This is a genomic window from Flavipsychrobacter sp., from assembly GCA_041392855.1.
Taxonomy (GTDB): Bacteria; Bacteroidota; Bacteroidia; order Chitinophagales; family Chitinophagaceae; genus UBA5543.
Map to the genome: position 1 here is coordinate 1,354,064 of JAWKLD010000001.1, position 23,480 is coordinate 1,377,543.

Genomic DNA, 23,480 nt, shown 5'->3' on the forward strand with positions numbered 1-23,480 from the left:
GCATTTTGCTACTATTAGTGGTGCTTATCAACTTTACCCCTGTACAAAACTTTATAGTAAAAAAAGCAACTAGCGCCTTATCTGATAAGTTAAACACAACTGTTGAGATAAAGCATATAAGGATAGACTTACTAAACCATGTATTGATCAATGGCATCTATATAGAGGATCAACATAACGATACGCTACTCTACGCAGGAGAAATAAGGTTAAGAGTTTCTGATTGGTTTATGATAAGTAGCGCCCAACCTGTAATAAAATATGTGGGTCTACATGATGCATTTGCAAATTTATACAGAACGGACTCTTCTGGTGATTGGAACTATCAATTTATAGCGGATGCTTTTGCTAGCAATAAGCCTAAAGACACCACCAAAAAGAAACAACCAATTGACTTTGATATAAACTTGAAAGAAGTTGACTTAAGCAATATCCGCTTTTTCATGAATGACGCATGGGTAGGCAGTGATATGAACTTTACAGTTGGCAAATTTCATATAAACGCAAGAGAGGTTGACCTAAAAAAGAAAATAATTGACATTGCCGATATCAAAGCTGCCAATACAGAGGTTGTTCTTAGAGACTACGATGGAGGCAGACCTCCCAAACCGAAAAAAGCACCTAAGCCTTACGTCTTTTCTCCGTTTAATACAGATGAATGGAAGGTTATACTTAGTTCTTTAAATTTAGACAACTGCATCTTTAGGTCTGATGTAGGCAAAAGGAAACCCTATGATAATGAATTTGATCCTGCGCATATTCTTGCCTCAAATGTAGATGCAGATATAACTGATGTAACAATCGTAGGAGATACCATTAAAGCTCAGCTAAACAACCTTGCTGCTAAAGAAAGGTCTGGTATAGAAATAAGATCTTTTAGAGCAGATGTTACAGTTTCTCCAAATGCGTCTATTTGTGACAACTTATTGTTGGAAACCAACAATAGTGTAGTAAGAGATTACTACGCCATGCGCTACAATCGCTTCCCTGATTTTATAGATTTTATAGACAAGGTTTCTTTAGATGCACACTTCAAAAAGACCAGTGTTGACATAAACGATATCGCCTATTTCGCTACTGTTTTAAGAGACTACCCTGTCACTATCGATTTATCAGGAGAAGTCAAAGGACCTGTAAGCAACCTTAAGACTAAAGACCTATACATAACAGATGGCATAAGCTCAGTTTCGGGCGATTTATCCATAAAAGGATTACCTGACATTAATAATACCTTTTTCGACTATAAAAATGGAGAAATATATACCAACGGAAAAGGTATAGCCATTTATGCCCCATCCTTAAAAGATAGCAGTTCTACAATAGCTATAGACAGCTTAACAGACTTCCATTTCGCCGGAAATTATTCAGGAACAATACAAGCATTCGTTTTCGATGGTACTATTACTAGTAATCTTGGCAATATCACATCCAACATTAAACTAGATATGCCAAAAGGCATAAGTCAAAATGCTACCTACTCCGGAGAACTATTAGGTGAAAACTTAAAACTAGGTGTATTGTTTAACACTAAAGACCTTGGCACAACCTCTTTTAAAACTACTATCAGTGGCAAATCCCTTGACTTTAAAGAGTCTGAAGTGCGTCTTGATGCGTTAATAGACCATTTTGACTACAAGGGATATAGATACAATAACATTAGCGCTGATGGAGTACTTGCCAGAAAGAAGTTTGAAGGGAATCTATTGGTTAGTGACGACAATCTTTTACTAGGTTTCTATGGCGCCTTAGACTATAGTTCAGACACTGTGCAACTAAAGGCTAAAGCCAACCTCTTATCGAGTAACCTTACTGCGATAAACATAGTTAAAGATGATACGGTAAAAGCGGTAGCTGACTTTGACTTAAACTGCTCAGGTAGTAGTATTGACAACTTCGTTGGCTATGCCAAGCTTTATAATATCGACATTACTAGAAGTGGTAGTCGGATAGATCTAGATTCGATTTCTGTAATATCTACTATCAACAATAACGAAAAGCATCTAAAAGTAGAAAGTAATGCTATATATGCTGATCTATTGGGAGACTACACCCTAAGTAGCCTGAATGAATCTTTCCAATACTATATTGCTGGATACTTACCTGCTTATATAAAACGATCTGAAAAAGATGTACCTCATCAAGACTTTTCTTTTAAAGTAAGAACTAGGGAATTCAATAAACTCGTAAATGTATTAGATCCTAATATTGACGGTTTTAATAATGTTTCCTTTTCAGGCTCTTTAAGCACAAAAGACAAGAACCTAAAATTGTCAGGGAATATACCTTACGGTAAGTTCAACAACCTACTAGCACGTAATGCAACAATAAAATCTAATGGTAATTTTCAACAACTAGATCTGACTCTAGATATTGATAAAGTTATAGTAGGTGATAGTGTAATAACAGGCTCTCTAGACGTAACTACAACTCTTGGGAATAATGAATTAGGATTTACTATAAAGACCTCTACCCCAGACATTATTGGTACTGCTAAACTTAGCGGTAAAGCTATTGCTCAAAACGACTCTTTGTTACTCTCCATTTTCGATTCAGAGTTTTATCTGAATAACACACGTTGGGAAATTCCATCGGGAAATAAAATTACATTTTCAGAAAAGTTATTACTCGTTGACAATTTTAATATTCAATCAGGCCTTCAACATATAAGTGTCAACTCTCAAAACAATGGTACTACTCAAACCATTCTTGCAAAGATCAATAACCTAGACATTGCCCAAATAGGCAGCATCATAGGCATGGCAGACTATGAACCCGAAGGCAGAATAAACGGTCAAATAGAACTTACCAACGTGCTAAGCACCCCTAATATTTCCAGCAACATAAAAATGAACAATGTAAAGCTAGGCACAGACACATTGGGAAATATTGTTGTAATAGGATCTTACAACGGTAAAAAGCATATCATCAACTTAGATAGAGCAACGGGAATAACTTACCAAGACAAATCACTCAACGTGTTTGGAGATATATCTTTTGACAGTTTAAACAACGAAAAGATTGACGGTAATATCACCTTTAATAAAGTACCAATCTCTTGGGCAACGTCTTTCCTTAAAGGAAACATCAGTGAGCTGGGAGGAAATATTGATGGCAGCATCTCTATAAAAGGAACTTCCAGCAAACCTGATATTGATGGAGCAATTCAGCTTTTCAATGCCACACTACGAGTAGATGTTTTAGGAACAAACTATAAAATACCTACAGCTAAAATATCAGTTGACAATAAAAAAATTGACCTGGGGAAAATAAACATCTACGACATTTATGATAATGAAGCACAAATAACTGGAGGCATTTATCATAATAGATTTAAAAACGTAACACTTGGTATAAGTGCCACATCACAGAAATTTGAAGTTATCAATCTAGAGTCTGACGAAAGCGATGTGTTTTATGGAACATTCATAGCAGGATTTAAGGAATTGTCTATTACTGGCCCTACTAACGATGTAGATATAAGGATCGTAAAAGCAAGCCCTGCAGCAAAATCTCACCTATATTTACCGTTAGCTTCAAGTGCAGGTTTAAGCAATTATAATTATATAAAATTTAAGACCTACGGTAAAGAACAAGAAGATGATAATGCCAGTAGAAGCAAACTAAACATACATATAGAAGCTGTATTAAACCCTCTTGGAGAAGTAACCATGGTAATGGATCCTACAACAGGGGATGCTATTAATGCTAAAGGAACAGGAAACTTGATCATAGACATGCCTTCGAGCAACGACTTTAAGATGTACGGCGCCTATGTCATAGAAGATGGTTCTTATATATTCACACTAAAACAACTTTTCCTTAAACGCCAATTCCAACTCAACAAAGGCAGCGTAATACGATTTAATGGCGCCGTGTATGAAACAGGTTTAGATGTTGAGGGCGTATACAGAACCCGTGCTAGATTATATGACTTACTATCAAGTAAAAACAAGGAGTCTTTAGCTAATGCTGGTTCAAGAGAAATTGAACAAACGAAAATGATGCGTGATGTAGATGTTCTACTCTTCATGCGTGGCACATTAGGTTCACCTGAATTAAACTTTCAAATAGAACTACCAGACAATACCGCACAAGGAACTCTAGCATACCAAGAACTTAAAGCGGTAAACCAAAACGATCAAAAACTACTCAACGAAGTAGCATCACTACTGTTGATCAACACATTTATTTCATCAGAAGGAGGTATAGAAGGCAGTAGTGCTACAGGAGGTGCTATTAATAATATTAGTGACATCCTATCCAGCACTGCATCTACCCAACTTACTAACCTAGTAAGTAAAATAACAGGAGACGAGGACTTATCTATCAGCTTAAAGTACAAAACTTATAATTACAATACTGGGGGTAGTTCTACTTCAACCAATAGAAATGAAGTAAGTATAGGTTTAAAGAAAAATTATTTTGATGACCGCTTATCTGTTGAAGTAGGTAGTGCACTAGACTGGGGAAGACAAAGCTCTTCTAGCAGCGGTAATAACTTCAAACCTGTAGGTGACTTTAGAGTGCAGTATCTAATAAGAGAAGGTGGTAATCTAAGAGCTAATATCTTCAGGACAAGCAGCTATGATATCTTTGTAGATAGAAATATATCTCGTGCGGGTGTGGGTCTGTCTTGGAGAAAATCATTCAATAATTTTGGTGATCTATTTAGAGGCTCAAAATATATTGACAATAAGAAAAAGGAAAAAGAGAAAAAAACTACTGAGCAGAAATAATTTGTTCAAAATACCCTTCCAGTTTGCGTGCTATTGCATCCCAACCAAACCTTTCTTTCATCACATCTTTACCTATAGTTCCTGTTTTACGTCTAAGTTCTTCGCTAGACAACAGGTCTACTACTTGCTTAATAAAATCGCCCTTATCCACATGCATAAATGCACCCTCGCCTGACTCTATACCTAAACCATTAAACCCTATATTAGAACAAACAACGGGAACTCCCATAGCCATTGCCTCAAGGACTTTGTTCTGTGTACCTGCTCCAAATCTTAATGGTGCAACCACTACACTAGCCTTATCATACATCTGAGCTATATCTTCCACAAAGCCAGTCACCTCTACATTGTCAGCAGCAAGATCTAAGACTTTAGCCACAGGTCGCTGACCAGCAATAACAAACCTAACCTTAGGAAAGAGCTTTGATACTTCAGGCAAAATCTCATTTACAAAATAGAGAACTGCATCTACGTTGGGGGCGTAGTCCATATTACCGGTAAATAGCAAAGTATAGTTATGCGAGTAATCATGATCTCTAAAAGAAAAAGTATCCAGATCAACACCATTAGGCAATACGGCTACATTGTCTGTACTATGTGTATCTTTTAAATAGCCCTGATCTTCTTGAGAACAGACCAATGATAAATTATACTCGTCTATTATTGGCTCATAAGCCAATACTCTTTTATGTTCTATTCGTTCAAATATCTTTAAAAGAGGGTTGGTTTGTGCTTCTACCCTGCGTTTCCAATACAGAGAGAATGCGTCGGGCAGATCTAATATGCGTGGAATATCTTTATTAGCCGCTAAATAAGGAGACATTCTTAAATGTTGCACATGTATAGCATCAAACTGGTGTTGTTGCAACACCTCAGAAAGCTTTTGCTCCATAGCCTTCGACTTAAAATAGAGCACTTGCAGCGGTGCTTTATTCCATAATGCTGACAAGCAATTAACAGCAGACTTCCATTTGGGCAAATATATTTGATGCACTTCTGTAAAAACTTCCTCAAGATCCTTTTGATAAGCTAGGTCTTCTTCTGTTTGCGCAAAAGTAAGAAGATGGAGCTCATGAGCACCTTTTAACCTTTTAGCAAGATTATAGATCTTTAGTTTATCACCTCTATACGGAGGATAAGGTGTTCTATTAGCAAAAAAGAGTAGCTTCAAAATGCCTCAGTTATTTTGTCTCTACTTTAAGATATCATGACCAAGCTTATCTCTCTTTGTTTGCAGATAAAACTCATTATGAGGATTAGGCTTCACTTCTATCGGCACATTCTCTACAATCTCTAAACCATAACCTAACAAGCCTGCTCTTTTACGAGGGTTATTGGTCATTAATTTGATTTTAGACACATTAAGGTGTCTAAGTATTTGTGCACCAACACCATAGTCGCGTTGGTCATTTTTAAAACCTAATTCTAAATTAGCCTCTACTGTATCCTTACCTTGTTCTTGCAGTTTATAAGCTTTTAGCTTATTCATCAGCCCTATTCCTCTTCCTTCTTGGTTCATATACAATACTAGCCCTTTACCTTCTCTTTCTACCATCTCCATTGCACTTTGCAACTGTTCTCCACAATCACACCTAAGAGAGTGTAAAATATCACCAGTAAAACAAGAGCTATGTACCCTTACCAAAACAGGCTCATCTGCTTCCCAGTCTCCTTTCTTTAAAGCGATGTGATTTTCACCTGTAGTGGTTTGTTTGAAGGCTATTAATTCAAAGTCGCCATGCTTAGTAGGCATATTAACTCTTACCTCTTCTTCTATTAAGCTTTCTTGCTTTAACCTATAAGCGATAAGGTCTTTGATAGATATTATTTTCAGATCGAACTTCTTAGCTACTTCCATCAACTCTGGCAAACGAGCCATTGTGCCGTCGTCATTCATTATCTCTACAAGTACCCCAGCTGGCTCAAAACCTGCTAAACGAGCAAGGTCTATTGTAGCTTCAGTATGCCCTGCCCTACGTAACACACCTGCACTCTTTGCTTTTAACGGAAATATATGTCCCGGACGACCTAACTCATCAGGGTTAGTATTAGGATCTATTAATGCTTGAACTGTTTTGGCTCTATCGTGTGCAGAGATTCCTGTTGTACAGCCATGACCTTGCAAATCGACAGAAACAGTAAAAGGAGTTTGGTGCAATACTGTATTAGTTTCCACCATCAAATTTAAATTCAGTTCTTCACATCTTTCCTCGGTAAGTGGCGCACATATAAGTCCCCTACCGTGTTTCGACATAAAGTTGATGATCTCAGGAGTAACATTTCTTGCTGCAGTGATAAAGTCTCCTTCATTCTCCCTATCCTCATCATCTACTACAATTAGAAGTTTACCTTGCTTTAAGTCTTCCAAAGCTGATTCTATAGTATCTAACATATCTTATTACTGTAATTCTACGCAATTTACTATCTATTCTGCCGATAACCCATATATTAACATCATAAAAAACAATATCAACAAATAATAAATATCAGCATTAAGATATTTGTGTAGTAATTTTCTTGTTGATGGCACTCATGATAGATTCGGCCATATAGTCTTTACTAATTAACGACTTCGCTCTTGCTCCTATTGCTACTGCCTTATCCCTATTATTCAAGCACCAACTTATAGCATTTGCAAAACCAGTTGCATTATCAGCTAGTAAGAAATGAATATTATGCTGAGCATCAATACCTTGCATACCTATACTTGTACTTATTACTATTTTACCCATAGCCATCGCTTCTAATATCTTCACCCTTATACCTCCGCCTGAATGAATCGGTACAATTAGTATTTTTTTATCTCCAATAAAATCATTGGCATCGGGCACCATACCTTCGCAAAATACCCCGTCAATATTCATATCAAATAAAGGTTGGGGCATATTTCGCCCCGCAAAATGAAATTCAAATTCAGGGCTACTTTGCTTTACTATTGGCCACACATCATCTATAAACCAGTTTACGCCCTCTACATTAGGCTGCCAATCCATTGCTCCTATATGATAGCCTACCCACTTCTCTTGCCTAGCCCCTTGCTCATGCACTACAGTTTCTAAACCATATGGAGCAACGTGTATTTTATTTGAGGTAACAGTACTAGCAACGATCTCAGCATCGATATTGGTAATTGGCAATAAGAGATCAAACTTACCCCATACCTCCTCTTCAAAATGTTTTATTCTGCCCGCCAAATTTGACAAATAATACTTCTTTATAGGATTTTTAGTCTCTTGAGCTAACCTTTCCCATATCTGATACTCTATATTATGTAGCCTTAAAATAGTAAACGCCCTACTAACCTCTCTAATATCACGTAAGTAGGTGGCTAAGAAAATGCTTTCTAACTGTATAACGCTTGGATTAAAGCTGACAAGCACTTCTTTAAGCTTCTCTCTAAAACTTTCTTGGTAAAACCTATCAGCATGATTGGGTTGCCTGCTGAAAAAGAAATTGCTGATCACTTGCAAAGGCCCAACACTATTATCTATATCAACAGTTTCGAATTGATACAATTCTTTATAAATCTCATTTAGTACATCATTTGCAACATAGTGCCTAGTCGTATTCATTGATAGCAAATACACCTCCCAGCCTAGCTTCACGTATCCTTTGATCATAGCACTCATAGCCAAGTTTCCGCCATCATTAAGCGGATAAGGCACTCTATTTGTTAGCACTAATAATCTTTTAGCAGACATGTAGTGCTAATTACTTAAATATTTTGCAACTTTAAAAGGTTTATTTTTGTGCTTCTATGAAAAAACAGGTCGTTTTTTTGGGTTCAAAACCAATAGGTTATCAATGCTTTGCTCATTTAATAGATGAGCAAGAACAGCTAGGCATTGAGATTGTTGGCATACTAACACAAAACAGAAAAGAGTTTGGAAATGAGCACAACCTTATAGCTCTAGCTAACAAGAATAACATTACCGTTTTTGAGCATTTAGCAGCTATACCTCAATGTGATATTATCTACTCTGTACAGTATCACGAAATATTAAAACAAGTAGATATAGATAAGGCAAAACAGTTGGCAGTGAACTTACACATGGCTCCATTACCAGAGTATAGAGGCAGCAACCAGTTTTCCTATGCAATAATAGATGGTAAAAAAGAGTTTGGTACTACAATACACATCATGGATAGTAAAATAGACCATGGAGCCATACTCTTCCAAAGCCGTTTTCCAATACCTGAGAACTGTTGGATCAATGAACTATACCAACTAACATTTAAGGCTTCCATTCAACTATTTAAAGACTCATTATCATCTATTATTAATGGGAACTACGCTCCTATCGAGCAATCAACAAAAGAAGTAGAATATGGTACCGCACTACATTACAGAAATGAGATAACTAAATTAAAGGAGATAGACCTTAATTGGGACAAAGAAAAGATCGAAAGACATATACGCGCTACTTCCATGCCAGGTTTCGAACCACCATATACCATCATCAATGGCAAAAAAGTATACTTTTCTAACGAATATTAATGAATAGCAGCAAGAAGCATATTATACTGACAGTAACCTCTGACCCCAACTACGACCAGAGGATGATACGCATTTGTACATCGCTTCATAATGCTGGTTATAAAGTAACGCTAGTAGGTAGAGAACGTCCTAACAGTAAGCCTCTTATAGAAAGACCATATACTCAAATAAGGCTGAAACAGAGAATAGACAGAGGTAAGCTATTCTATCTAACATTTAATATAAAGCTACTTTTCTTCTTACTCTTCAAAAGGGCAGATGCTATTTGTGCAATAGACTTGGACACCATTCTTCCCGTTTATTATATATCTAAACTAAGAAGTATAAAACGGGTATATGATGCTCACGAGCTTTTTTGCGAAATAGAAGAAATTGCATCCAGACCACGTATACAGAAAGTCTGGTATGCTATAGAACGGCATACAGTACCCAATTTTAAATATGGGTATACTGTAAACCAGAGCTATGTAGAAGAATACAATAAGCTATACAAGATCAATTATGCTATTGTAAGGAATGCGACAATACTCAAGCCTTTTACAATACCAGAAAACAAAACACCTCACATACTATATCAAGGTGCTGTAAACAAGGGCAGATGTTTTGAACAATTAATACCTGCCATGAAGCATGTAGACAGTAAACTAATTATCTGTGGTGAAGGTAACTATTTTGATGAGGCTAAAGAATTAGCAAAAAAACATGGGGTAGCTGAAAAGATAATCTTTAAGGGGTATATACCACCAAGCGAACTACCAAAATATACACAAGCTGCTTATATTGGCATTACGCTATTTGTAGCCACAAGCAGGAGTAATGAGTTGTCGTTAGCCAATAGATTTTTTGATTATATGCACAGCGGTGTACCACAACTTGGCGTTGCCTATCCAGAATATATACAAATAAACAATCAGTTTAAAATAGCCACATTATTGGAGGATGTAACTCCTGAAAGTATTGCTGAAGGGCTAAATAAACTTTTGTTGGATAAGGACTACTATAAAGAACTACAACAAAACTGCCTTCTTGCAAGAGAACAGTATTGTTGGCAAAATGAAGAAGAACGACTTTTAGGAGTGTATAAAAAACTATTTAGTGAATAACGAGCCTCAAATAAAATTCAGTGTAATAATACCAGCGTACAATGCCTCTGCTACTATTGCCAGAGCTGTAGACAGCTGTCTAAAACAAACACTAGCCCCTTATGAAATAATTATAGTAGATGACGCCAGTACAGATGATACTGAAACTATACTTAGTACGTATAACACCATCCAATACATAAAACTAATACAAAACTGCGGCAGTTCTGTGGCGAGAAACAAGGGCATGGACATTGCTAGTGGTGATTATATTGCTTTTTTGGATGCTGATGACATATGGCACAAGGATAAGTTAGCATTACTCAATATGGTTTTATTAGCTCGACCTGAGATCAACTTCCTATACCATACCTATACATTGAACGACATCAGTACCATTAAACTTCCTGAATCAGGCACTGTATATCGTATACCATTCGTAAAACTCTTAAATAAGAATACCATTGCTACACCTTGTGCTATTGTAAAAACAAGCATAGCTGAACCTTTTAAGGATAGCATGAGGTATATGGAAGATTATGATCTATGGCTGCGATTGGCTTATAAATACAAAGTATTTTATATAGACATGCAACTGACACAATTAGGCAGGCCTGTATTATCAAAAGGTGGCGTAAGTGAAAACAAATGGGCTATGCGTAGAGGAGAACAAAGGGCTTATAGACGCCTAGTTAGACTTAATCCTCTTTTTCTATTCTTGCTTCCGCTGCTGTATACATTAAGCTTCGGGAAACACATCTATAAAATGTTTAGCAGATAGTATTATACTCCTGCTGCTGATATTTCCTTAATAGAGCTATTCTCTATTCTTACTACTCTGGCAGGATATTTTTGTATAATAGAATAGTCGTGAGTTGCCATTATAAAGCCTGTATTATAATCTCTACAAATATTGAATAGCAAATGCATTATTTCATCTCGAGTATCAGGGTCTAAGTTTCCTGTAGGCTCATCGGCCAAAATCAACTTAGGGTTGTTCAATAAAGCACGAGCTATATCTACCCTTTGCTGCTCCCCACCTGACATCTCATATGGCATTTTAAAACCCTTATTTTTCAAACCTACCTTAGTAAGCACATTTTCAATCTTCTCTTTTATAAGTGCTTTATCTTTCCAACCAGTAGCCTTTAATACAAACTCCAAGTTGTCGTGTATATTCCTATCTGTCAGCAATCTAAAATCCTGAAATACAATACCAAGATTTCTTCTTAGCTGTGGTACATTCTGCCACTTTAAAGTTTTTAAGTCGAAACCTGCAACATGACCGCTCCCTTCCTTTAGATACAAATCTCCATAGAGAGTCTTTAGCAAACTAGATTTACCACTACCGGTCTTGCCTATCATATAAACAAATTCACCCTTTGCCACTTCAAAGTTCACGTCACTCAATATCAAGTTTTTACCCTGATAAATATTTGCATGTCTTAAAGAAACTATAGTATCACTCATAACAAAAGACCGTTAACTAGTCTAAACAAATATAATGGCAATTTTTCGTGAAGAAAAGCAAAGATTTACCTAAAAAAGAAAGCACCCTTATCGGGTGCTTTCTTTTTATAAATAGCTATTGATTTTATTATCTAACTACTAGTTTTTGAGTTTGAGTATGCTCACCTGTTATTACCTTAACAAGGTAGATACCTTTTACAGATATAGAAGAAGCTGGAATTTGGATACGGTTGATACCGTTATTAATAGCTTCTTGAGTTTGGTAAACTACTTTACCAGTAATATCTGTAACTACTACACTTGCAGTTTTGTTTTGGTTGTTTTGGATAACCACAAATGCGTCACCACTTGTTGGGTTTGGAGCTACAGCAATGCTGTTATTCTTATCCAATAGTGTGTTAACTCCTAGAGGGAAAGGACTTACGTTGATACGGTCCATGTAGAAGTTATTACCTACACCAAGAGAGAATAATGAATTTTCTTCAACACCAACTTTATAACGGAAACGGAAGTATACACGAGAAGTACGAGCACTTGTAGGAATATTAATGCTTTGTAGCTTCCAGTCACCTTGCCATAATGGAGCATAAGGAACACTAACAACACCTTTGTTAGCCAATTCTGCTCCATATATGTCTTTTAATTTTGTCCAGTTAGCACCACAGTTAGTAGAATAACTTATCTCTAAAGTATCAGAAATAAGTGGATTACCTGTGTTATTAGAACGCTCATATGCTCTTAGTGCGTTAGAAGACATAAAGTTAAGGTTACAATCGTTGTTCATATTAGACAAATCGAAAGCACGAGAGAAGAAATCATCATAATCTCCTTTAGGGCTTCCTATAAATGCGCTAGGGAATGAACGGCTATCATATGCGTTGTATACGATACAGTTGTTATCATAAAAACCATACTTATTAGTCGTTTGCCACTTTTGATTGTTTTTGTAGTAGTTAAACATCGGCCATTGCGCTACATCTCCATTAGGATCAAATTCTTGGAAATAACCTGATAATGGTTGTATTTGATTACCTGGGTCTGCAGCATATACATCCTGTCTTTCTATTGTGCTATCGCCTGTATTGTTACCTGTAGCTTTTAATTTTACAGTAACCCAACCTGGAGTGGTAAATGTATTTAGAACTGTTGTTGCACCGTTTATAGATGTTGCAGATGAAGCTCCATTAGAGAACTCCCAAGCTACAGCAGTAACTGTATCTCTCCAGCTACGATTTCTGAATCTGAAATTTTGAACACCGTCAGCACATAAGAAGTATGTTCTTTCTGTATTTACACCTATCGGACGTTCGATCGAATAGTCAGGAACTGGTTTTAAGTCAACATGTACACCATATTTACCGCCATAGCCAGAAATAATACCTGTCTTAACATGTGTAGAATCTTTAACTAAGTTATTTCTACGACCCACATCGCTTGACAATGCCGCTCTCATACGCTCAACCTGAAGCTTAGTGAACATTATAGGACAGTTTGCATAGTCCATAATGTTTTGAGTATTAACAGTATCAGGATAATCAACACCATTAGCTAAGTAGAAATATCTGATAGACCAATTATAAAGGAAATTATATCTACCGCCCTTTGCATCATCTTTAATATCTACAACATTCGCAATAGACTTAGAATAAACTACACCAGGACCAGCTGAATCGTGTGACATACCAGGGTTAGTAGTCATTATCAAACGATATCTATTACCAATATTTACAGGTAAGTTTAATGCAACTTCTTGAGGCTTTTTATCTATTGTAGACTTAGTAGTACCATTTACTGAACTTACAACAGTGAATGAAGAAGTACCCGCATCCCATTGTTGTAGCTGTATAGTGAACGGATCACTAGTTGTTGTAGGATAGATATTTACAGATTGTATCATAAGGCGTGCCTTAGCATCAAATTCAATACCTGCATCAGTAGCTGTGCTTGATCCGAATCCTAATGTAGAATCAATTTGAATTTTACCACGTGTATTCACATTGTTAGTACATGTAGTATCATATAAAGACGCTGTACCACAGTTACCAGATGCCGTTGCTCCGAATGGTTGTCCATTACTAAAGTGACCTGTAGTAGGAGGAGTATCATCAACCTCATCATCTCCACCACAAGCAGTAGCTACAGCTGTATTACCCCAAGGGTGAATAAGATCTAAACAGTGACCGATTTCGTGAGGAATAGTCTTATTAGTATTAAGCTGAGAAGCACTAGCTATGATACCATCAGTATATGGTCTTGCAGCCGCAGATGCAGGGAAAGTTGCATAAGCTGCAACTACACCAGAAGCAATACCACGACCAATTCTTTGTATCACCCATATGTTTAGATAAGAATCCGGAGCCCATTGATCAAATTTAGCTTGGTCATCACCTCCATCTGTTAATACAGATTGCTTACGAGTAATACCTGTAGTTGGCTTACCGTTAGGATCTTTTGTAGCTAAATGGAAAACGATCTTAGGATTACCGATCAAATTCTTAAAAGGAGTTATAACATTAGCTGTATCAGCATTACGCTTCATGTATACCGTATTGATATCGTCAAGTAGGTCATAAAGTGTATTGTCAGACACATAATCAGTTGTACCATAATCGTGTATAACGTGAAATACTACTGGAATATGTAATGTATCTGTAGGGTCAGCAGTTGTTTTTAGTTGACTTCTTAACAAAGCCATTTTTTGAATTTCTGCCTTGATATGAGCCTCTAATTGAGCATTATAAATCTCAATTTCAGGGCTGTGCTCTTTATAAGTCTGCAACTGCTCGCTCGTTATACACCATTGTGCTTGGGCCGCACTACCTAAACTTACAAGAATCGATAATAGTAGAATTACTTTTCTTATCATTATTAAAACGTTGTGATACAAAATTGAAAACAATAGGTTCAAAGATATATATTCCTGTTAAAAAATTGCAAAGTTTTTTGTCACAGTAGTTTGATTTCTGCGTTGTATTAAGCAACAAAAAGAAATGTCATAATACGTTGAAAAACAAACACTTAATAAGAAAAAAGGAATAAAAGATGATTATAAATGACTTTTTATTTACAATTGGAACTAAGCTTTAATACAATGTAAATAGTACAGTATTATTCACTAGAAGAAACTCATATAAAAATAAAAAACAATATAGATATCAGAAAGCTTCACCAAACGATACATAAAAGCCGCTATTATCCCCTTCTCCTATTGCATAATCTATCCTTAGGTTTATATCCTGCTTCCTATCGATAAGAAAACGCAGCCCCAATCCATAATTATACTTTGTATCTCCTAAGCGAAAACTTGAAACGTTACTATAAAGATTAGCCCCCCCTCCAAAAGCTGCCAACCCCAACCGCCATAGAAATATTGAACGTGCTTCAAACTGTATCGTACTTAAATTATTATCCCTAAACCTACCGTAGTAATAGCCTCTTACCTGCTTATCTCCACCTAGAAATGCAAAGTCGTAGAAGGGAGGTTGAGAAAATGTAAACTCATTATAAGTTCTTAGGGAAAAAGTCAGCATTTCCTTAATGGTATAGTATTTACGGACATCTAAGTTTAGCTTTAGATATTTCTGTTGAAAAACATAAGTAGTATACAGATAATAATAGCTCCCCTTTTTAGGGCTAAGTAAACTATTCCTCACATCCTTAAATAGACTAAAACCCAGACCTGTAGAATTATTAGACGAAAGCTTAGGGTATAAAACTCTTTCCTTCTGCAGCTTATCAAACAACATATATTTACCACCTAACCCAACAAACCATTCTCGATCCACTTTTTTATATACAGAGATATCTGCAATATATCTGTTACTCGTATACAGAACCTCATCAACCTCTTTTGTATCATTGCCTATACCATAGTATTTATCAGGAAATTTTGAATAATGTAACCTACCCTTTGTAAACCACTTTTCTTCCTTGAAAAAGTAATTCCAATCGGCATCAATAATAATTTGCTTGTTCCAAGTATAATTAAACTCCAACTTAGCATTGGACACTCTGGTCAAAGAGTCTTTATAAAAATCGAACGTAAATAGAGAAACTGCTCCTAGATAGGTACTTGTTTCAGGGGCATATCCAAAAGCCGGCACCGGCAATATAGAAACCTTACGATGTTTTGCAATTTCTTGGGCCGTCACACTACTCTGAACAAATAGCATGCACATGCTAATTAACCAATAGCATCTATAATATCTAAACATCAAAAATAGTATATTAATTAACCGTCTTATTCTCTAAGAGTATATAAGGAACTCCCTTTTCCACCCACTTCTCTACTAGTCCATTGGCAGGAATCACTTCAAAAGCTAATGCACCTAATACTATGTCTATATCTCCATCATTATCTACATCTCCATTATCCATTACTATCCATCTTCCTAGCGTTGGATTTTCAATAGTAGAGAGTGTATAATTCCCTTGCCCATCATTATTGTAAAACACAAAACTTTCATTGGACTGTTTTTGATAGTCCGGAAAAAATGAAATGGCAGCTATATCAATATCTCCATCATTATCATAATCTGCAGGCATTGCTGCATAAGCGCCATTAAGTTGTAGAAACTGCTGTTGTTCAAACTTGTTGTGCCCATCGTTTATGTATATATATATACCATGATAAGGTTTTAATATTGGAGGGAAGTCGGCATTATCACCCGCGGTATATATGATATCATCAAAACCATCCTTGTTAAAATCAAACAGCTGAAAGTAGGTAGAGCCATAAGAAGGGGGAAAGCGCAGCGTGTATTCTTCTTTAAAGTTGCCCTTCCCATCGTTATAATATGTAAAGACACCTTCATCTCCTTGCCCAAAGAGTGCAATTATATCATCATAGCCATCTTTATTCATATCCTTCAGGTACGCTTTTACAGCACCAGGCCTATATCTCAACACTCGCTTATCAAAATTGCCATCACCGTTATTATGCCACCAACTGAGCACACCTGTCCATTTAGAGAACTCACAGGTAACAATATCCATCAAACCATCTCCGTCTATATCTCCATAGCTGCTATGTACAGGACGACGCAAGGAATCTATTACTTTATATGGTTTGCTTTGTCCTTTAGGTAAAGACAATATATAGCCACTCCCCACATCAGTAGGCGAAAAAGACCCCATCATCGTTATCATATACTCATTAGAGAACTCCTGCATCCACACAGGAGTTTCCCCTACCTTTGCTCCTTGCACAAAATTAAGATCAGAGGAGAAAATGGATAGGGATTGAGAATTAGCATCACCAACGAATATGGCATTATTAACCGTATCAAAGCGAATCATTGTAGCACTAGGAGGCGACAATTTATACTCTGGCACTTTTACTTTAAATAAATCTAAATTGTTGCTGATCGCTTTAATTTTAGGTTGCTCTAATTCTTTAGGAGCTAATGACAAATAGTAGTCTTTTATCTGCTGCCATTCCTCATCAGTTACAATTTGCCTGCTAGGCACTATACCTGCGGCATCTATTGCGGCCTGCTCTTGTGCATTTGCTGCTAGTATCCCTTTAAGTGAATCATGCTCTATAACACCTAAGAAAACACCCATTCTTGGCAACATGTATAGCTCCCAAGAGCTTTTGTTCAGCAATTCTGGTTCAGGAAACTGATGACAACTTGCACAATACTGCTTAGCAAGCTGCTCCCCTTGCCCAAGCTCCTTCTTTTGCTTACAAGAAAACGATAGCAGCAAAGACAAGAATAATATACCACCCTTTTTCATACAAAAATTTGAACTACGAAAGTATATATAGCGATACGATACTACTTGAACTTAAACATTGTGTAATTGTTATCATTTTGAGAACAAGAAAAACTAACCTTAGCTATAAAAGGAAATCACCCAAACTCTCACTTCTCTTCAATTAGATTGCTTTTCTATCTTTAGTCAAAATTGCTACACATGACTAAAAATTGGTTACTAATCACATTACTACTCATCCCTCATATTTTATTTGCAGGAGATAAAAAGAAAAAATGGGATGTAGAAAACCCCGGCAGCAAGCAAAAAGAAGTGTCTTTTACTGTAGATGAAGGCACATGGCTAAACCTTGATGTATCTCCAGACGGACAAGAAATTGTATTTGACCTACTAGGCGACATATATATTATGCCTAGAACAGGAGGTAAAGCCAAAGTTTTGAGACAGGGTAAAGCAATGGAAGTACAACCGCGCTTTAGTCCGGATGGCAAGAAAATATCTTTCACCTCGGATGCTGGTGGAGGAGATAATATCTGGATAATGGACATAGATGGCAAAAATGCCAAACAGGTCACAAAAGAAAACTTCAGATTGCTGAACAATGCCGTTTGGACACCCGATGGCAATTATATTATTGCTAGAAAACACTTTACTTCGACACGTTCTTTAGGTGCAGGAGAACTGTGGATGTACCATATCAATGGTGGTAGCGGCCTACAACTGACCGTTAAAAAAAATGACCAACAAGATGTGAACGAACCTTGTGCCTCCGCCGATGGTCGATACGTCTACTATAGTGAAGACATGTACCCTGGTGGTTATTTCCAATATAACAAGGATCCTAATAAGCAAATATTCGTCATCAAACGTTTTGATAGAGAGGAGGGCAAAATAGAAACCATAACAGGTGGTCCGGGAGGGGCAGTTCGCCCGCAGATATCACATGACGGTAAGCTATTGGCATTTGTAAAGAGAATAAGAACAAAGACAGTCTTATTTCTAAGAGATATAGAAACTGGCGACGAATGGCCAATATATGATGAACTCTCTAAAGACCAACAAGAAGCTTGGACCACTTTTGGTATCTATACAGGATTTGCTTGGGCGCCAAACGACAAAAGCATCATCATATGGGCAAAGGGTAAAATAAGAGAAATTGATATTAACTCTGTCAACCAATCTTTGCCAATTCCATTCTCTTGCGATGTTAAACAGAAAATATCCGAAGTAGTTAACTACCAACAAGAGTTAAACGATGACAAGTTCAATGTACAAGTTATTCGTCAGGCAGTAACTTCTCCAAACGGAAAATGGTTGGTATTTAATGCTCTAGGGCAGCTATATAAGAAAAGGCTACCTAATGGCAAACCTGAACGATTGACTGATGCAGAACATTTTGAGTACGACCCTACCTTCTCTCCTGATGGTAGTAAGGTTGTTTATGTTTCTTGGCAAGACACCAGTAGCGGGGGGCTCTATAGCGTAGACATTTCTGGTGGTGCTCCTCAAAAACTAAGCTCTAAAAAAGCAATTTATCGCACCCCTTCATTCTCTAATGATAGCAAATGGATCGTATATCAAAAAGAAGGTAGCAGCAACATTCTAGGTGCGGCACATACAGCTAAAACAGGCATTTACATAATGCCTGCACAAGGTGGCGAAGAAAAATTTGTCACCCAAAAAGGATTTAGCCCTAGCTTCAATAAAGATGGCAATAGAATCTATTATCAATCTGGAGGAGGACTGAACAAGTCTTTCAATTCTTGCGATCTGGATGGTAATAATGAACGCACCATCTTCAAAAGTACATATGCTAAACAATTCACAGTATCTCCAAATGAAGATTGGGTGGCCTACAGCAACCTACGTCAAGTATATATTGCCACATTTCCACATACAGGAAAGCCTATAAATCTAAGTAGTGACTCTTCAACCATCCCTGTTAGAAGAGTATCAAAAGATGCAGGCTATAGCCTACACTGGAACAGCAAAGGTGACAAACTGCATTACACTTTAAGTGACCAGTATTATACCATAGAGCTAAAAGACTTGTTTGAATTTGTGGGAGGACAACCTGACTCTACATTTAAAATACCTGCAAAAGGTATTACCGTAGGACTAACGGTAAATACGGACAAGCCTGAAGGCATGATCGCCTTCACTAATGCCAGAATAATTACAATGGAGCAAGATGCCGTTATTGAAAACGGAACGATCATCATTGAGGGCAATACAATAAAGGCTGTAGGAAAAGCTACAGATATAAAAATACCAACGTCAGCAAAAGAGATCAACTGTAAGGGCAAAACCATTATGCCTGGCTTTATAGATGCTCATGCACACGCTGGCCATTTCTATTCAGGAATAGTACCTCAAAAACACTGGCCTTACTATGCCAACCTTGCTTATGGCGTAACTACAATGCACGACCCCTCAGCCAATAGTGAATTTGTTTTTGCACAAAGTGAACTTGTAAAAGCCGGCCTTGTTGTAGGACCAAGAGTATTCTCAACAGGAACTATATTATACGGTGCTGATGGTGACTTTAAAGCCATTATCAACTCTAAGCAAGATGCTAAAAGTGCACTTATCCGTACAAGGGCATTCGGCGCATTTAGTGTAAAAAGCTATAACCAACCAAGAAGAGAGCAAAGGCAGATGGTAATAGAAGCCGCGCGTGAGTTAAAAATGGAAGTTGTACCAGAAGGTGGCTCTTTCTTTTATCACAACATAAGTATGATACTAGACGGTCATACCACCATAGAACACAATTTACCAATAGCACCTTTATACGATGATGTAATACAACTATGGAAACATGCCAAGACAGCCAACACCCCCACCCTTGTAGTAGCTTATGGCGGCTTGTCGGGCGAGTACTACTGGTATCAACACACTAATGTATGGGAGAAAGACAGACTTTTAAAATATACTCCACGCCCAGTAGTAGATACTCGAAGCAGACATCGTATAATGGCACCAGAAGAAGAATATAAAAACGGACACATATTAGTATCTGAAAGCTTGAAAAAGCTAAATGATGAGGGTGTTATTATTAACATGGGTGCTCACGGACAACTACAAGGGCTAGGTGCACACTGGGAGATATGGATGATGGCACAAGGAGGCATGACACCTATGGAAGCCCTACGTACGGCAACCGTAAACCCAGCCAAAAGTTTAGGCTTGTATAATCATGTGGGTTCCCTAAAAGAAGGAAAGCTTGCAGACCTTATTGTACTTGACAAAAATCCGCTTGAGGACATTTACAATACAGAAAGCATACGATACACCATGGTTAACGGAAGACTATATGATGCAGAAACAATGAATGAAACAGGCAACTACAACCAACCTCATACACCTTTCTATTGGAAACAAAATAAAAATGCAGATTCATTTCCTTGGTACGAAGCTGAGGGACATTTAGAAGACTAATTCAACACAGGGCTAATGAGCAAGCGCTTATTAGTCCTGTTATTTTTTTGTTGATACCTGATCCCAATAACGAAGGTGATCATTCACTTTTTCTATCCAAACTTTTGCACCTGCTATATTCCAATGAGTATCCCCATGTTTAAAATATTGTGCAGCATCTTTGCTTGCAAAAGTACTGTACACATCCACAATATTCATTTTCATAGGGTATCCTCTATTAGGATTTTGCAAATCGGGTATAAAACCATTATAATTTTCTGGCTGCAATACAGAAGCCGGGTTGGGTATTACAGAAAGATAAACATCATCAAAACCTTCGTTTAAATAATGCTCATAGATAGCATTGAATACGGATATATAGTAGCTTACCAGTGGCTCCGGCACATCGACATAACTACTCGCATATTTGTCGTTATTTACACTCTCTCTTACAAACAAAAATCCCCCGTCATCTGAGATAACAACATTACCTGATGCTCTATTAAACAAGTAGTAATTCATTTCCGCCTTTAGTGTTCTTAAGGACGTCATAAAGTTGTATGTGAATAAATTATACTCAATATTCTGATTGATTGACTCGTTAAAAAGCACATCAATACTAGGTATAGAGAAACCACTATACTGTGTGCTATTAATAAATGGCATAATTCTTTCCTCCTTATATGCCATATCGGTTTGCGGTCTCACATTCTTATAAATCTCATCAGGGAAATAAAAATAGCTCCTGAGAAAACGTTCTGTTATTTCTATAATAAGTAAATTCTTTTTTGAGGTATCAAGATTATAATGCAGCTCAGTATAATCTCTTCTTCCAAAGTGAAGAGTATTAACTCCAGCAAACACACTATCAGGAATATCTTTTACAAAACTATCTCCAAATAGATATAGATCTATATTCTCATTACCCTTATCTGCAGCTACAAACTCTTGCTTAGCAGTATCTTTAAACTGTGGTACATTTTCCAAATAGGCTATACGAGCCAAGTCTCCTGTATAATTAACCTTGTGTGGCGCAAAAGGACTTTCTATTGGCAATGCTTCCCTTTTATCAGATATTTTTTTCATTATGAGCTTTGAAGTTGAAATAATAACAACACCTAAAGCCAGCAACATTGCAATAAAAGACAATATCTTTTTCATACACTAAAATTGGAAGTATATAAATTGATTTTCTTCAAATATCCCGAAGTAATAACATACCGCTACCATAAAAACCATATAGAACACAAATGAGCTATTCTTTCTGATCTTATATGTCTTAACTAAGCCTTCTTTAAACAACAAAATAAAGATCAACAAGAAAGAGAACATAAGCTCTATGCCATTAAGACCAAAACGGGTAATACCTTCTTGTAATTTAAATATAGACAGAATATAATCGAAGGCTGTTGCTATATCAGGAGACCTAAAGAATATCCACAATAATGTTACGAATACAAAGTTGATCAAAGCAAAAGTCACCCACTTCAATCTGTTTTTCTCACTACTTTTTCGTCCGGGAAGCAACATTACCAAAAAACCGTGCAAGGCTCCCCATAAAACAAATGTCCAGTTGGCGCCATGCCAAAGACCACTCAATAAAAACACAATAAAAACATTAACCCTTCTTCTCAGCTCTCCTTTTCTATTACCACCTAGAGGTATGTATACATAGTCTCTAAACCATGTAGAAAGAGAGATATGCCAACGACTCCAAAAGTTACTAATATTATGTGCTGTATATGGTTGATTAAAGTTTTCCATAAGCTTAAAGCCCATAACTTTTGCTGCTCCAATACCTATATCTGAATAACCTGAAAAATCGCAGTATATCTGAAAAGAATACAACATGGCACCAACAACTAAAGACACCCAAGACACAGAACCTGTATTATCAAAAACATAATCTACACAAAGTGCCAACCTATCTGCTATCACTACTTTTTTGAAAAAGCCCCACATCATTCTTGTCAACCCCTCTTTTATATTATCCCAATCATACTGTTTCAGCTTATGAAATTGAGGCAATACATTCTGAGGTCGTTCAATAGGTCCTGCAACCAATTGCGGGTAGAACATAACATACAATGCGTATATCATAAAGTTCTTTTCAGGAGGCTGATTGCCTCTATACACTTCTATGGTATAGCTCATTGCTTGAAAAGTGTGAAAAGATAACCCTATAGGCAAAAGTATTTCCAAAAATGGCAACTGATAGTCTGGGAATTTGATATGAATGAGAGCCCCGAAGCTTTCCAATAAAAAATTGAAATACTTATAGTAAGCCAAGATACCTACATTAGCTATGATGCTGAGCACTAGCCAAAACTTCCTGTTTGCTTTCTCACTCCTTGCTATCTGTATACCCGCCAAATAATCTATTATGATTGTGAACCCAAGTATTAAAATATACTTTGGCACGAAAGACATATAGAAATAACAACTTGCTAAAAGAAGGAGTAACGTTCTGCTTTTTTGACTTTTCAATAAATAGTAACCAGAAGTTACTATTATAAAGAACAACACAAATTGCAATGAATTGAATAACATAATCGCTTA

General features: G+C 36.8%; 14 protein-coding genes. 5 read left to right on the top strand and 9 right to left on the bottom strand.

The genetic code is table 11. The features are described 5' to 3' along the window. Nucleotides 1–5: 5 nt before the first annotated feature. A complete protein-coding gene (locus tag R2800_06395) occupies nucleotides 6–4,736 on the top strand; it encodes a translocation/assembly module TamB domain-containing protein (protein MEZ5016663.1) in 4,731 nt (1,576 codons plus the stop codon). Here R2800_06395 and R2800_06400 read toward each other — a convergent pair. The 3 genes from R2800_06400 to R2800_06410 all read right to left on the bottom strand — a co-directional run bounded on the left by R2800_06400 (nucleotide 4,720) and on the right by R2800_06410 (nucleotide 8,437). After that, entirely contained in the window at nucleotides 4,720–5,907 is a 1,188-nt protein-coding gene (locus tag R2800_06400) for a glycosyltransferase (GenBank protein ID MEZ5016664.1), read from the bottom strand. The two genes, R2800_06395 and R2800_06400, sit on opposite strands and share 17 nt — an antisense overlap. Before the next feature lie 21 nt (nucleotides 5,908–5,928). After that, nucleotides 5,929–7,128 (bottom strand): bifunctional 3,4-dihydroxy-2-butanone-4-phosphate synthase/GTP cyclohydrolase II, encoded by a 1,200-nt coding sequence (locus R2800_06405; GenBank protein ID MEZ5016665.1) that lies wholly within the window; start codon nucleotides 7,126–7,128, stop codon nucleotides 5,929–5,931. A gap of 100 nt (nucleotides 7,129–7,228) precedes the next feature. Then, the gene (locus R2800_06410; GenBank protein MEZ5016666.1) at nucleotides 7,229–8,437 is read right to left on the bottom strand and encodes a glycosyltransferase; all 1,209 of its coding nucleotides are present in this window, start codon (nucleotides 8,435–8,437) and stop codon (nucleotides 7,229–7,231) included. Nucleotides 8,438–8,493: 56 nt separating this feature from the next. Here R2800_06410 and R2800_06415 point away from each other — a divergent pair, with 56 nt between their 5' ends. From R2800_06415 to R2800_06425, 3 genes are read left to right on the top strand one after another with little or no spacing between them, the layout of a single operon-like run. Further along, nucleotides 8,494–9,234, top strand: a complete 741-nt coding sequence (locus tag R2800_06415) for a formyltransferase family protein (protein ID MEZ5016667.1) — start codon at nucleotides 8,494–8,496, stop codon at nucleotides 9,232–9,234. Beyond that, nucleotides 9,234–10,337 carry a glycosyltransferase family 4 protein gene (locus tag R2800_06420; protein ID MEZ5016668.1) on the top strand — a complete coding sequence of 368 codons (1,104 nt, stop codon included), beginning with the start codon at nucleotides 9,234–9,236 and terminating at the stop codon, nucleotides 10,335–10,337. The genes R2800_06415 and R2800_06420 overlap by 1 nt, the downstream gene beginning before the upstream one ends. Beyond that, nucleotides 10,330–11,097 (top strand): glycosyltransferase family A protein, encoded by a 768-nt coding sequence (locus R2800_06425; protein MEZ5016669.1) that lies wholly within the window; start codon nucleotides 10,330–10,332, stop codon nucleotides 11,095–11,097. Before R2800_06420 ends, R2800_06425 begins: the two co-directional genes overlap by 8 nt. A gap of 2 nt (nucleotides 11,098–11,099) precedes the next feature. On the opposite strand, the gene R2800_06430 is transcribed toward R2800_06425, so the two are convergent. The 4 genes from R2800_06430 to R2800_06445 all read right to left on the bottom strand — a co-directional run bounded on the left by R2800_06430 (nucleotide 11,100) and on the right by R2800_06445 (nucleotide 17,525). Further along, nucleotides 11,100–11,786 (bottom strand): ATP-binding cassette domain-containing protein, encoded by a 687-nt coding sequence (locus R2800_06430; protein ID MEZ5016670.1) that lies wholly within the window; start codon nucleotides 11,784–11,786, stop codon nucleotides 11,100–11,102. A 127-nt stretch (nucleotides 11,787–11,913) separates the two neighbouring features. Continuing rightward, on the bottom strand, nucleotides 11,914–14,652 hold the full coding sequence (locus R2800_06435) for a zinc-dependent metalloprotease (protein ID MEZ5016671.1): 2,739 nt from the start codon (nucleotides 14,650–14,652) through the stop codon (nucleotides 11,914–11,916). A gap of 289 nt (nucleotides 14,653–14,941) precedes the next feature. Beyond that, on the bottom strand, nucleotides 14,942–15,958 hold the full coding sequence (locus R2800_06440) for a hypothetical protein (protein ID MEZ5016672.1): 1,017 nt from the start codon (nucleotides 15,956–15,958) through the stop codon (nucleotides 14,942–14,944). Nucleotides 15,959–16,013: 55 nt separating this feature from the next. Next, nucleotides 16,014–17,525, bottom strand: a complete 1,512-nt coding sequence (locus tag R2800_06445) for an FG-GAP-like repeat-containing protein (GenBank protein MEZ5016673.1) — start codon at nucleotides 17,523–17,525, stop codon at nucleotides 16,014–16,016. 180 nt (nucleotides 17,526–17,705) lie between these two features. Between R2800_06445 and R2800_06450 the strand changes: the two genes are divergently transcribed. Beyond that, nucleotides 17,706–20,942: an amidohydrolase family protein gene (locus R2800_06450; GenBank protein ID MEZ5016674.1), complete on the top strand. Its 3,237-nt coding sequence runs from the start codon at nucleotides 17,706–17,708 to the stop codon at nucleotides 20,940–20,942. A 39-nt stretch (nucleotides 20,943–20,981) separates the two neighbouring features. On the opposite strand, the gene R2800_06455 is transcribed toward R2800_06450, so the two are convergent. Together R2800_06455 and R2800_06460 are read right to left on the bottom strand one after the other, a co-directional pair. Beyond that, nucleotides 20,982–22,082 (bottom strand): hypothetical protein, encoded by a 1,101-nt coding sequence (locus R2800_06455; protein MEZ5016675.1) that lies wholly within the window; start codon nucleotides 22,080–22,082, stop codon nucleotides 20,982–20,984. Between the two features lie 3 nt (nucleotides 22,083–22,085). After that, entirely contained in the window at nucleotides 22,086–23,294 is a 1,209-nt protein-coding gene (locus tag R2800_06460) for an MBOAT family O-acyltransferase (protein ID MEZ5016676.1), read from the bottom strand. Nucleotides 23,295–23,480 lie beyond the last annotated feature (186 nt).

Excerpts from the sequence above, each read along its gene's own strand:
- R2800_06405 (MEZ5016665.1), bottom strand. The coding sequence starts at position 7,128 with ATGTTAGATACTATAGAATCAGCTTTGGAAGACTTAAAGCAAGGTAAA.
- R2800_06410 (MEZ5016666.1), bottom strand. The coding sequence starts at position 8,437 with ATGTCTGCTAAAAGATTATTAGTGCTAACAAATAGAGTGCCTTATCCG.
- R2800_06415 (MEZ5016667.1), top strand. The coding sequence starts at position 8,494 with ATGAAAAAACAGGTCGTTTTTTTGGGTTCAAAACCAATAGGTTATCAA.
- R2800_06420 (MEZ5016668.1), top strand. The coding sequence starts at position 9,234 with ATGAATAGCAGCAAGAAGCATATTATACTGACAGTAACCTCTGACCCC.
- R2800_06430 (MEZ5016670.1), bottom strand. The coding sequence starts at position 11,786 with ATGAGTGATACTATAGTTTCTTTAAGACATGCAAATATTTATCAGGGT.
- R2800_06435 (MEZ5016671.1), bottom strand. The coding sequence starts at position 14,652 with ATGATAAGAAAAGTAATTCTACTATTATCGATTCTTGTAAGTTTAGGT.
- R2800_06440 (MEZ5016672.1), bottom strand. The coding sequence starts at position 15,958 with ATGCTATTTGTTCAGAGTAGTGTGACGGCCCAAGAAATTGCAAAACAT.
- R2800_06445 (MEZ5016673.1), bottom strand. The coding sequence starts at position 17,525 with ATGAAAAAGGGTGGTATATTATTCTTGTCTTTGCTGCTATCGTTTTCT.
- R2800_06450 (MEZ5016674.1), top strand. The coding sequence starts at position 17,706 with ATGACTAAAAATTGGTTACTAATCACATTACTACTCATCCCTCATATT.
- R2800_06455 (MEZ5016675.1), bottom strand. The coding sequence starts at position 22,082 with ATGAAAAAGATATTGTCTTTTATTGCAATGTTGCTGGCTTTAGGTGTT.